The 11,261-nt window shown below is 73.5% G+C and carries 10 protein-coding genes; 5 read left to right on the forward strand and 5 right to left on the reverse strand.

What is annotated here, in order from left to right; all coding sequences use genetic code 11:
• Positions 1-115 precede the first annotated feature (115 nt).
• Complete coding sequence (locus ACFYOU_RS29295; RefSeq protein WP_391309751.1) at positions 116-1,372, reverse strand: CapA family protein; 1,257 nt, start codon at positions 1,370-1,372, stop codon at positions 116-118.
• A 362-nt stretch (positions 1,373-1,734) separates the two neighbouring features.
• On the opposite strand from ACFYOU_RS29295, the gene ACFYOU_RS29300 reads away from it, so the two are divergent.
• From ACFYOU_RS29300 to ACFYOU_RS29315, 4 genes are all read left to right on the forward strand, one after another.
• Positions 1,735-2,181: an SRPBCC domain-containing protein gene (locus tag ACFYOU_RS29300; protein ID WP_389764509.1), complete on the forward strand. Its 447-nt coding sequence runs from the start codon at positions 1,735-1,737 to the stop codon at positions 2,179-2,181.
• On the forward strand, positions 2,178-2,570 hold the full coding sequence (locus ACFYOU_RS29305; protein WP_391309754.1) for a metalloregulator ArsR/SmtB family transcription factor: 393 nt from the start codon (positions 2,178-2,180) through the stop codon (positions 2,568-2,570). The genes ACFYOU_RS29300 and ACFYOU_RS29305 overlap by 4 nt, the downstream gene beginning before the upstream one ends.
• A 710-nt stretch (positions 2,571-3,280) precedes the next feature.
• Positions 3,281-3,739: a hypothetical protein gene (locus ACFYOU_RS29310; RefSeq protein WP_389764548.1), complete on the forward strand. Its 459-nt coding sequence runs from the start codon at positions 3,281-3,283 to the stop codon at positions 3,737-3,739.
• Positions 3,740-3,855: 116 nt separating this feature from the next.
• Complete coding sequence (locus ACFYOU_RS29315; protein WP_391309756.1) at positions 3,856-4,584, forward strand: zf-HC2 domain-containing protein; 729 nt, start codon at positions 3,856-3,858, stop codon at positions 4,582-4,584.
• Here the strand turns inward: ACFYOU_RS29315 and ACFYOU_RS29320 are convergent.
• From ACFYOU_RS29320 to ACFYOU_RS29335, 4 genes are all read right to left on the reverse strand, one after another.
• Positions 4,544-5,179: a response regulator gene (locus ACFYOU_RS29320; RefSeq protein WP_391309758.1), complete on the reverse strand. Its 636-nt coding sequence runs from the start codon at positions 5,177-5,179 to the stop codon at positions 4,544-4,546. The two genes, ACFYOU_RS29315 and ACFYOU_RS29320, sit on opposite strands and share 41 nt — an antisense overlap.
• Positions 5,180-5,247: 68 nt before the next feature.
• Entirely contained in the window at positions 5,248-6,450 is a 1,203-nt protein-coding gene (locus ACFYOU_RS29325; protein ID WP_391309760.1) for a histidine kinase, read from the reverse strand.
• A gap of 101 nt (positions 6,451-6,551) precedes the next feature.
• On the reverse strand, positions 6,552-7,415 hold the full coding sequence (locus ACFYOU_RS29330; protein ID WP_391309762.1) for a DNA-formamidopyrimidine glycosylase family protein: 864 nt from the start codon (positions 7,413-7,415) through the stop codon (positions 6,552-6,554).
• Positions 7,416-7,548: 133 nt separating this feature from the next.
• Complete coding sequence (locus ACFYOU_RS29335; protein ID WP_391309764.1) at positions 7,549-9,627, reverse strand: SpoIIE family protein phosphatase; 2,079 nt, start codon at positions 9,625-9,627, stop codon at positions 7,549-7,551.
• A 98-nt stretch (positions 9,628-9,725) separates the two neighbouring features.
• Between ACFYOU_RS29335 and ACFYOU_RS29340 the strand changes: the two genes are divergently transcribed.
• Positions 9,726-11,144 (forward strand): lipase maturation factor family protein, encoded by a 1,419-nt coding sequence (locus tag ACFYOU_RS29340; protein WP_391309766.1) that lies wholly within the window; start codon positions 9,726-9,728, stop codon positions 11,142-11,144.
• Positions 11,145-11,261 lie beyond the last annotated feature (117 nt).

An 11,261-nucleotide genomic window follows, 5' to 3' on the forward strand; every position in this document is an offset into this window, starting at 1 on the left:
GGAACCGGAGGCAGTCTGCCATGCTCCGCTGGTCGCGGCGTGCGGGGACGCGCCGGGGGGCGGCCACCGTTCCCCACGGCGCGCCGGGGCACTTCGGCCGCCGTGGGAGTCCGACTCAACGTGCCATGGTCAGACCGTCCTTGGCGGCGCCCCGGCTGAGCACGGTCTCGCGCACCCGCTCGCGCACCTCGGCCGGTTCCGTGCCGTCGGCGATCCGGGAGCTGGTCAGGTCCACCACGCGGCCCCGTCCGGTGTCGAACCACTGGGGCAGGAACTCGGCCTTGTCGACCTCCCACCGGGTGCCGGAGCGGACGGGGGGTCGGAAGGTGAAGCGGGCGATGCTGCCCTCGTTGCCGCGGGCGTCCCACTCGCCGTCGTAGTTCATCATGTCGCCCGCGATCTGGTCGCCCATGCCGTAGACGATCCAGGTCCCGTTGACCTTCTCGTACGCCTGGGGGACGTGGGCGTGGGTGCCGATGATGAGGTCGATGTCGGGCCGGTCGCCGGTGCGCAGCGCGGTGAGCTGCTCCCCCACGGCGAGTTGGTCCTCGTCGGGCTCCTCCTGCCATTCGGTGCCCCAGTGCAGGGAGACGACGACCACGTCGGCGCCGGCGGCCCGGGCCGCCCTGGCGTCCCGGGTGATCAGTTCCGGCTCCATCGGGCTGACGGCCCACTGCATGTCCTCGGGCAGGGGGTTGACGTTGGTGCCGAAGGTGTAGGCGAGGTGGGCGACCTTCGCGGTGCCCCCGGTCAGCCAGGCGGGGGTGCGCGCCTCCCGCTCGGTCCGGGCCGATCCGGCGTGTTTGACACCGGCGCGGTCGAGGGCGTCGAGGGTGCGGGTGACTCCTTCGACACCGTCGTCCAGGGTGTGGTTGGAGGCGGTGGAGCAGGAGTCGTAGCCGGTGGCCCGGAGTCCGGCGGCGACCTCGGGAGGGGATTTGAAGGCGGGGTAGCCGGAGTAGTCGCCCTCCGCTCCGTAGATCGTCTCCATGTGGCAGATGGCCACGTCGGCGCCGGAGATCACCGGCCGGACCCCGGCGAGCATGGGGGCGAAGTCGTACCCCTCGCCGACCGCGTCGGCCCTGGCCCTGCGGATGATCGAATCGTGCGGGAGCACGTCCCCGGTGGCGACCAGGGTGAAGCCGCGTTCGCCGGGGGGGCTCGCGCTGGTCGTGGGCGCGGCCGGGCTCGCGGTGCCGCCGGTGGCCGGGGTCGCGGACGAGGCGGCCGGGGTGCGGCCCGCCGCGGTGCGGTCCCCCGCCGGGTCCGCGCAGGCCGTGGCGGTGGCACCGAGCAGGAGGGCGGTGCAGGCCGCGAGGGCGTGCCGGGACCTGGCGGGGAGGAGGGGACGCGGAGGGTGGTGCGAGGTCATGGAACCGGCTTCCCGTCGCTGCGCGTGTCTGCCGAGCCGCGGGGCGGGGAGGCGGGTGCGTGGATCACGGTCCGAGCTCCACACGCTCGACATTTCTTCGTATGTGCGGACGATATGACTTCATAAGTAATGAAAGCGGGCAGCAACTCACCGCGCCGCCCGGTCACCCGATGGGACGCACGAACCACCCACCCCCTCCCGGAGGGAGCCGACCGTCCGCCCTGCCGCACCTCCGCGCCCCACGCGCACGCGGGCCCGCACCCACACACGAACCGATCGAGACGCAACTCTCAGGTTGCACTCAAGAGGGCGACGTGCAACTCTGTAGTTGCATCAAATGCCGACCGCGAAGGAGTCCCCTGATGAGCCAGGACCGGATCGAAAGCGAAACCCTGATCGAGGCCCCCCTGGAGCGGGTCTGGCCCCTGGTGGCCGAGCCCGGTTTCTGGGTGGCCGACAAGGCGAGCCTGCCCGGCACCGTGGCCAGGGAAGGCGAGGAGCTGATGACGAAGAACCCGGAGTACGGCGACTTCCCGGTGCGCGTGGAGAAGGTCGAGCCGCCGACCTACCTGGCCTACCGCTGGGCCAGCGCGTTCCCCGGGGAGGAACTGCGCGAGGACAACAGCACCCTCGTGGAGTTCACACTGACGCCGGAGGGCGACAAGACGCGGCTGCGCGTGGTCGAGAGCGGGTTCGCGGCACTGACCGGGTCCCAGGAACTGCGCGACCGGGCGGTCAGCGACAACAGCATCGGCTGGCCCCAGGAACTCGACGCGCTCAAGACGCGCGCCGAACAGCCCTCCGCGTGACGGACGGACCCCGCGGCGCCGTCGAGGCGGTCGACACCGTTCTCACCGCCCTGGCCGACCCGACGCGGCGCCGACTGCTCGAACGGCTCGCCGCCGAGGGCGAGGCCACCGCGACGACGCTCGCCGGACACCTCCCCGTCTCGCGTCAGGCCGTGGTCAAGCACCTCGCGGTCCTGGACGCCGCCGGACTGGTGAGCGGCGGCCGCATCGGGCGCGAGGTGCGCTACACGGTGCGACCCGCGGCGCTCGACGCGACGGCGCAGTGGATGGCCTCGCTCGCCGCCGACTGGGACCGACGGCTGGCGCGCATCAAGCAGGTCGCCGAGGCGGCGGAGCGGGAGTCGCAAGCCGATCGGGACAACCATGACGGGTCACGCCCGCCGACGTGACCCCGTAGAGGAGCGTGATCGTCTCCGCGGAGGGGCGCGACCCCACCCACGGCCCCACCGCACCCGCGTGGCCCCGCCCGTCCGCGAGGCCGCGCGGTCGGCCGTCCCCGGCAGCCGGGCCAGGGCTCCGGGGCCGCCACGGCACACCGAAAGGCATCGGTGTGACGCATCTCACGTTTCACTCACCGCCCTCTCGGTGCGTGACGATGGTTCGCGCTTCAACCCCCGCACGTGCCGGTAACGCGACGCTCCGTAGCGGAATGGGTCGTTCCCGTGCGTCGGATGCGACGGGAAGGCCCATCTGCGCCCTCCGGGACGGTTGCGGGCATCTGAAAGGGCCTCTGAACGCCCCGACCCGCCAGCAGTTGGCCGGGCCCGGTGACGTCCGCCGGCCCAGGAGGTTCACGCTTCACCATCACATTCCGCCACCGACGGCCGTAATGTGAGGGCTCGGCCGACCGGACGTCGGGGCTCCCCGCCCCGTGCGTCACACCTGTGGCCTGCCGCCCGGGGACGGGTGAACCCCGGCAGGCCACCCGCGAAAGCACAGAGTCAACGTGAGTGAAGCCGGACCCGACAGCGTGTCTCACGGTGCGGGCCCCTCGCCGGAACCGGCGCGGGGTCCGTGAGCACGCAGAGGTCCAAGAAAAGGTGGAACGGTGCTGCCCGACAAGACGAACGGCACGAGTGGCGACGAACTCGTGATCCCCATGGCCTGGCTGTACGCCGAGTACATCGCCGACGAAGTGCTCCGCACCGGCGACCTCGTCCCGGCCAGCACGTTGGAGTTCCGAGCCGGACGCCAGACGCTCGCCCTCACCGCCTACCTCTCGGACCTCAACGACGAACTGTCGGGCATCCGCGTCGTCTCGCAGTTCGACGAATGGCTCTCACTGACCGCCTACGGCCACCCCTGGCAGGAGTGGGTGCGCGAACGTCTGACCAGCCTCGCCGCCGAGGAGCGCGCACGACGCCGTACCAACCCCGACCTCCGTCTCGCCGAGGCCGCCTGGCGTTGGCTGGAGCACACCGAACTCCTCGCCCCGGACCTCGACACGGGGCTGGCCTGGCGACGGAGCGAGCTGTCGGTCGACGAGAGCGATCAGGTCTGGACCCCCGCCTGGCAACTCGGTGTCCCCCTCGGCCATTTGGCCATCCACCTGTTCTGACCACGCGTCCGACCCGCCGTCCGTGCGCCCCGGCACACGAACGGCGCGGCCCTTGAGCGAACGCGGCGGCCGTTCCGTATCCGAGGACGGCCCCGCCTTCGATCCCGAGGACCCCCATGAGCCCGCAGCAGCGGCACCGGGACGTCGCCGCCTACGCGCTCGACGCCCTGGAACCCGCCGACACCCTCCACTTCGAGGAACACCTCGCCCACTGCGTCCCCTGCACGGTGCTGCTCGGTGACTTCGCCCGCCTGGCCGCGCTGCTGGCGCCCCACGCAGGGCCGCGCCCCCGCGCCCGGCCGCCGCTGGAACGCCCCACGGGCGCCCTGCTCGTCCGGCTCCTGGACGAGGTGGCCGACCTGCGCGGCCGGGCCCGGGGCCGACGGCTACGGCTGGCGTCGATCGTCACGGCACTGATCGTCACGGCACCCGTGGGGGCGTACGCACTCGCCGAACCGATCCGGCGCACACCGGCACCCGTGGCGCCGGTGGCCCGGACCTGGCAGGCCACCGACCCGGCGACCGGAGTGCGGGCCCGGCTGACGCTCGTCGACCGGTCCTGGGGCACCGAGGTGGCTCTCGCCCCGGCGAAGGTGCCCGGGCCGGCCGTCTGCGCACTCGTCGCCGTGGGTCGGGACGGCACCACCCAGACCGTGCTGACCTGGACGGTCCCCCACCGCGGCGGGTCGGCCGCCGATCCGCGGGGCGGCACCGGACTGCACCGTGCGGACATCGCACGGTTCGAGATCCGCGACGGGGACGGGACGCCCCTGGTGACCGTGACCCGTGCGGGGCGACGAGCCCTCACCGGGACGGCGCCACCAGACCGTACTCGTACGCCATGATGACGAGTTGCACCCGGTCCCGCGCGCCCAACTTGGTGAACAGCCGGCCCACGTGCGCCTTGGCGGTGGCGGGACTGATCACCAGCCGGTCGGCGATCTCGTGGTTGGACAGGCCGCCACCGACCAGGGTGAGCACCTCCCGCTCCCGCTCGGTGATCCCACGGGCCGCCGGGAGGGGCGGTGCGGGCTCGGGGCGCGCGGCGAACTCCTCGATGAGGCGGCGGGTGACCCGGGGCGCGAGCAGCGCCTCGCCGCCCGCCACCACGCGGATGGCCGTCAGGATCTCGTCCAGGTCCATGTCCTTGACGAGGAACCCGCTCGCCCCGGCGCGCAGGGCGCCGTACACGTAGGCGTCGTCGTCGAAGGTGGTGAGGATCAGGACCCGGGCCGCGCCGGGTCCGCGGATGATCGCACCGGTGGCCTCGATGCCGTCCATGCCGGGCATCCTGATGTCCATCACGATCACGTCCGGGCGCAGGTCGGCGGCGAGTCGGACGGCGTCCTCGCCACAGGTAGCCTCCCCGGCGACCGTCAGTCCGGGGCTGTCCGCGATGAGCACCCGCAACCCGGCGCGCACCAGGGGCTGGTCGTCCACGAGGAGCACCCCGACCTGCGGCGTCGGCCACTCCCCCGCCGTGGGGGGCGGTCCCTCTCCGGAGCCGATCACCGGACGCCCACGGGTACGGGCAGCCAGGCCGTCACCCGGAAGCCGCCGCCGGGGCGGGGTCCGGCCGTGCAGCTGCCGCGCAGCAGGGTCGCGCGCTCCCGCATGCCGGTGAGGCCGTAGCCCCGGCCCGGCTCTCCGGCGGTGCCCCGGCCGTCGTCGGTGACCGTCACGGTCAGTGCCCCGTCGCCGTAGTCGACCGACACCCGGCACTCGGGGACGGCCGCGTGCCGGATGACGTTGGTGAGGGCTTCCTGGACGATGCGGAAGGCCGCGAGTTCCACATCGGCGGACAGCGGGCGCTGTGCACCGGAGTGCACGAGGTCGACCCGCACACCGGCGTCCCGTGCGTGGGCGACCAGTCGGTCGAGGTCCGCGAGGGTGGGCGCAGGGGTCAGGGGCGGTCCCTCGGGGTCGGCCTGGCGCAGCGCCCCGAGCATGTGCCGCAGACCGGCGAGCGTCTCACGGCTGGTCGATTCGATGGCGGTCAGCGCGTCCCTGGCGTCGGTGGGGCGGCTGTCGATGACCCGGCGGCCCACCCCGGCCTGGATGGCGATGGCGCCGATGCTGTGGGCGACCATGTCGTGGAGTTCCCGTGCGATGCGCAACCGTTCGGCGCTGACCGCGAGTTCCGCGGTGCGGCTCCGGTCCGACTCGGCGTGCCGGCGGCGCTCGTGGACGAGATGGCCGACCGTGCAGGCGACGGTGAGCGCGAGCGCCAGGAACGCGAGGGTGGACACGTAGGCGTCGGAGCCGGAGCGGTAGTAGGAGGCACCGACGGCCTGTACGGCGAAGGTGGGCCCGGCGGTCAGCAGCATGCGCAGCACTCCGGGACGGGTGGCCACGATCCAGGCGACGACGAGGTCCGCCACCAGTGCCTGGAGGTAGCCGAGTTGCCACACCGGCGCGGGCACCCACCCCCAGGGCGTCACCGCCACCCGGGAAGCCGCCGTCGTGGTGGCGAGGAACGAGGCGGTGAGGACCAGGCCCCACGCGGGCAGCGGCCGGCGCAGGACCAGGGCGAGGGGCAGCACGGCGCACGCGAGCAGCGGCAGCAACCGCAGCCCGGTGGGCTCGGGTTCGGACACCACGGCGACGTGCAGCACCACGGGGTAGGCGAGCGCGGCGCACCAGGCCAGGGCCTCCCCGACGACCGCTGGTGGGCGCCGGGCCCACGGGGCGCGGATCGGGGCGGTGGTCATGGCCCGATCATAGGGACGTCCGTCCGCCGGGGCATCCGCCCGGGGGCGTACGCCCCCGGGCCACCCGGAGCCGGGCGGGCCCGGGGCGCGGCTCCGTGGGGCTACTTGAGGAAGCGGGACGTCCGGCGGTCCGCCAGCGGTTTGCCGCCGGTCTGGCAGGTGGGGCAGTACTGGAGCGAGGAGTCCCGGAAGGACACCTCGCGGATGGTGTCGCCGCAGACCGGGCACGGTTCACCCGTCCTGCCGTGCACCCGCAGTCCGCTCTTCTTCTCGGCCTTCAGGTGCCCCGCCGCCACCCCGCGGGACCGCTCGACCGCTTCGCCCAACGTGCTGCGCACCGCGGCGTACAGCAGCGCGGTCTCCTCGTCGGTGAGCGAGGCGGCCAGCTTGTAGGGGGACATCTTGGCCACGTGCAGGATCTCGTCGCTGTAGGCGTTGCCGATGCCGGCGATCAGACTCTGGTCGCGCAGGGCGCCCTTGAGCTGGCGCCGCTCCCCGGCGAGCAGCGCGGCGAAGGCCGGCTCGTCGAAGGTCTCGGCGAGCGGGTCGGGGCCGAGCCGGGCGATGCCGGGGACCTGCTCCGGGTCGTCCACCACGTGGACGGCGAGCCGTTTCTGGGTGCCGGCCTCGGTGAGGTCGAAGCCCTGGCCGGTCTCCAGGGCGACGCGCAGCGCGAGGGGGCCCTTGCCCGGCCGGGGCGGTCCGTCGGGGAGTCGGTCGCGCCAGTGGAGCCAGCCCGCGCGGGCGAGGTGCGTCACCAGGTGGGGACCGCCCTCGGTGGCGAGGTCCAGGAACTTGCCGTGCCGCCGCACCGCGTTCACGGTGTGTCCTTCCAGTGCGGAGGGCGGCGGGTCGTAGGTCTTCAGGACGTGCACGGCGACGGGGAGGACGCGGACGATCTCGTGGCCGACCAGGTGGTCGGTGAGGAAGTCCTTGAGGGCTTCGACCTCGGGCAGCTCGGGCATGGCTTCAGCGTCACACGCGGGGCGGTGGCCCGCCCGTCCGGGTGGCACGACGGGCCGGCGGCACCGGGCCGGGCAGGCTCCGGGCCGGGCCGGCGCGCCAGGCGAGCGAGCGGACGAGCGAGCGGGCGGGCGGTCAGTCGGGCGCCGGGCGGGGGGCGACGGCGAACTCGGTCCACACGCACTTGCCGCTGCCGCGGGACTCCACGCCCCAGGTGTCGGCGAGCCGGTCGACCAGCAGCAGCCCGCGGCCGGAGACCCCCTCGTCCCCGGCGTCCCGGCGTCGGGGCAGCGCGCTGGAGGGGTCCTCGACCTCGACCCGGAAGCGGCGCTCCGCGTCCGCGAGGACCCGGAGGGTGACGACCGCGGGACCCTCGGTGTGGATCAGCGCATTGGTGACCATCTCGTCGGCGACGAGTTCGATGTCGTCGGCCCGGTTCCCCGCACCCCACGCAACGACCGCGGACCGGATCATCCGGCGCGCCCCGCGCAGCCCCTCGGGGTCCCCCGGCAGCACGCGCTGCTGGAGGCGGCCACCGGACTGCGGGGCGCCCACCCCCAGCCGGCGCAGCAGCAACAGCGCCACGTCGTCGTCGCCGCCGCGTTCGTGGGCGGTGCCGCAGAGCCGGTCGGCGAGCCGTTGGATGTCCCGGGGGCCTTCCTCCACCAGGGCGGTCAGGGCCATCAGGCCGTCGTCCAGGTCGGTGCCGGGGGTTTCCACCAGGCCGTCGGTGCACAGGACGAGGGTCTGGCCCGGGTCGAGTTCCGCGGTGGTGACCGGGTAGTCGAGGCGCCCGAACTCGGCGGACAGTCCGAGCGGCAGCCCGCCCTCGACGGGCAGCCGTCGACAGGTGCCGTCGGTGTGTCTGACCAGCGGGTCGAGGTGGCCGGCGCGCACCAGCCGCACGACCCCGGTGGACAGGTCGACCTCGGCGTACAGGCAGGTGGCGAAGCGCTCGGTGTCGAGTTCGTCGAGGAAGGCGGAGGCACGGGCCATGACGGTGGCCGGGGTGTGTCCCTCGGCCGCGTAGGCGCGCAGCACGATCCTCAGTTGGCCCATGACGGCCGCCGCGTGCGTGTCGTGCCCCTGGACGTCCCCGATGACGGCACCGACCCGGCCGCCGGGCAGCGGGATCACGTCGTACCAGTCGCCGCCGACGTCCCGGCCGAGGGAGGCGGAACGGTAGCGCACGGCGAGGTCGGCGCCGGGTACGGCCGGGATGGTCCGCGGCAGCATCGCCCGCTGGAGGCCGGTCGCCAGGTCCTTCTCCTGTTCGTAGAACATCGCCCGGCGCAGGCCCTGGGCGATGCTGCTGCCGAGGGCGACCAGCACGTCCCGTTCCTCTTCGGAGAAGCCGTACCGGTCGTGGTAGAGCAGTCCCAGTGCGCCGATCGGCCTGGCCTGCGCGATCAGCGGCAGATAGGCGGCCGAGGTGATCTCCAGGTCGGTGAGGTGCGGCCACAGGACGGGGTACGACTCGGCGAACTCCTCCGGCGACTCGATGAAGCGCGGGGCGAGGGTGCGCACGACCTCGCTCATGGGGTAGGGCTCGTCGACGCGGGTGACCCGGGTGCCGGGCACGAAGCTCCCGGCGGGGCCCTCGGCGACCAGTCGGATGCGGCCGGCCTCGACCAGCCCGAGGACCAGGCTGGTGGCACCGAGGTGGGTCAGGCCCCGGGAGTCCTTGAGCGCGTCGATGACGTCCTGGACGGTACGGGCGTGGGCGAGGGCATCGGTCGCGAGCTGCACGACGCTGGTGCCGCGACCGGGACGGGCGGGCGGTCGGGAGGTGCGGGTGGGGCCGTCGCTGAGTTCGAGGGCGGCGTCCCGGACGATGCCCACGATCCGGCGGGGCCGTCCGGTGCCGTCCCGCTGGATGTGGGCCTGGACGTGGGTCCAGCGCAGCGTGTCGTCCCGGTGACGGACCCGGAAGTAGCCGGCGTAACCGTCGCTGCCCTTCTTCATCGCCTGGGCGATCCGGGAGTCCAGGCGGTGCGCGTCGACCGGGGGGACCCGTGCGGACAGCGTTCCGGGACGACCGTCGAACGCGTCGGGAGCCTGGGCGAAGAGGACGAAGGCCGCCGCGTCGAGGTGCATCCGTCCGCTGTCGAGGTCCCAGTCGAAGCTGCCCATGCGGTTGGACGACAGGATCGCTGCCGGTTCGGCGGGCCAGTCGTCCGGAAGTGACGGGTCTCTCGCTCCCCGCTCAACCATGGGCCCACCTTGCCACCACTTGTCCGGATGTTCGACTTGTCGGGGGATTCTCCGCGCTCCACCGGCCCACCGGGAGTGACGGACTCCACAATGGACGGGTGCAGTGGTTCACGGAACCCGACTACGGGCCGGCCCGGCTGGTCTTCCAGCGCATGCTGGCCGTGGTGTACCTGTGCGCCTTCCTCGGTGCGGCCCGTCAGTTCCGTGCGCTGCTCGGCGACCGGGGGATGCTCCCGGTGCGCCGGTACGTGGCGCGGACCCCTGCGCGGCGGGCCCCGAGCGTGTTCCAGCTGTACTACTCGGACCGGTTCTACGCGCTGTGGGCGTGGACCGGCTGCGCGGTGTCCCTGGCGCTGGTCGCGGGCGTGGACGGGCTGCTGCCGTTGTGGGCGGCGATGCTGCTGTGGGCGGTGCCGTGGGTGATGTACCTGTCGGTGGTGAACGTCGGGCAGACCTGGTACGGGTTCGGCTGGGAGTCGTTGCTGCTGGAGACGGGGTTCCTCGCGGTGTTCCTGGGCAACGACGAGGTGGCGCCCCCGGTGCTCGTGCTGTTCCTGCTGCGCTGGGTGCTGTTCCGGGTGGAGTTCGGTGCGGGGCTGATCAAGCTGCGGGGCGACGCGTGCTGGCGGCGGTTGACCTGTCTGTTCCACCACCACGAGACGCAGCCGATGCCGGGCCCGCTGAGCTGGTTCTTCCACCGGCTGCCCCGACCGTTGCACCGGGTGGAGGCGGCGGCGAACCATCTGACGCAGCTCGTGGTGCCGGTGTTCCTGTTCGCTCCGCAGCCGGTGGCGGGCTGGGCGGCGGTCGCGATGATCGTCTCCCAGCTGTGGCTGGTCCTCTCGGGCAACTTCGCCTGGCTGAACTGGCTGACGATCGCGCTGGCGGTCTCGGTACTGGACCCCTCGGCACTGTCGGTGCCCACGACGGCCCCCGCCCCGGCGGGCGCCCCGCTCTGGTACGTGGTCGTGGTGTGCGCGGTGACGGCCCTGGTCCTGGTGCGCAGCTACCGTCCGGTGCGCAACCTGGTGTCCCGGCGGCAGGTCATGAACCGCTCGTTCGACCCGTTGCACCTGGTCAACAGCTACGGTGCGTTCGGCAGCGTGAGCCGGGTGCGGTACGAGATCGTCATCGAGGGCACCCCCGATCCGGTGCCCCGGGCGGACGGCACCTGGCTGGCGTACGAGTTCCGGGGCAAGCCGGGGGACGTCCGGCGCTGGCCCCGCCAGTTCGCTCCGTACCACCTGCGGCTGGACTGGCTGATGTGGTTCGCCGCCCTCTCCCCCGCGTACGCCCACCCGTGGTTCGGCGCCCTGGTGGAACGGCTGTTGACGGGCGACCCGGACACCCTGCGGCTGCTGCGGCACTCGCCGTTCCCGCCGGACGCCCCGCCGCGCCACGTCCGCGCCCGGCTGTTCCGCTACGCGTTCACCTCGGGCCGGGAGCTGCGGGAGACGGGGGCCTGCTGGACCCGCAGTCACGTCAGGGACTTCCTGCCGCCGACCCGCGCGGTCTGACCGGGAGCGGCCGTGCCCCCGCGGGGGGCGCCCGCGGGCGGCCCCCGCCCGGGGGGGGCCCCCACCCGGGGGGGTTGCGCCGGTGGGGCGCGGTCGGAGCGGGGGGGGGAGTGGGGC

The sequence above is a fragment of the Streptomyces sp. NPDC005955 genome (genome assembly GCF_042871255.1).
Classification (GTDB): Bacteria; Actinomycetota; Actinomycetes; order Streptomycetales; family Streptomycetaceae; genus Streptomyces.

Coding starts and splice junctions, on each gene's coding strand:
- ACFYOU_RS29335 (WP_391309764.1), bottom strand. CDS start 9,627: ATGGTTGAGCGGGGAGCGAGAGACCCGTCACTTCCGGACGACTGGCCC.
- ACFYOU_RS29325 (WP_391309760.1), bottom strand. CDS start 6,450: ATGACCACCGCCCCGATCCGCGCCCCGTGGGCCCGGCGCCCACCAGCG.
- ACFYOU_RS29330 (WP_391309762.1), bottom strand. CDS start 7,415: ATGCCCGAGCTGCCCGAGGTCGAAGCCCTCAAGGACTTCCTCACCGAC.
- ACFYOU_RS29315 (WP_391309756.1), top strand. CDS start 3,856: ATGAGCCCGCAGCAGCGGCACCGGGACGTCGCCGCCTACGCGCTCGAC.
- ACFYOU_RS29295 (WP_391309751.1), bottom strand. CDS start 1,372: ATGACCTCGCACCACCCTCCGCGTCCCCTCCTCCCCGCCAGGTCCCGG.
- ACFYOU_RS29310 (WP_389764548.1), top strand. CDS start 3,281: ATGGCCTGGCTGTACGCCGAGTACATCGCCGACGAAGTGCTCCGCACC.
- ACFYOU_RS29300 (WP_389764509.1), top strand. CDS start 1,735: ATGAGCCAGGACCGGATCGAAAGCGAAACCCTGATCGAGGCCCCCCTG.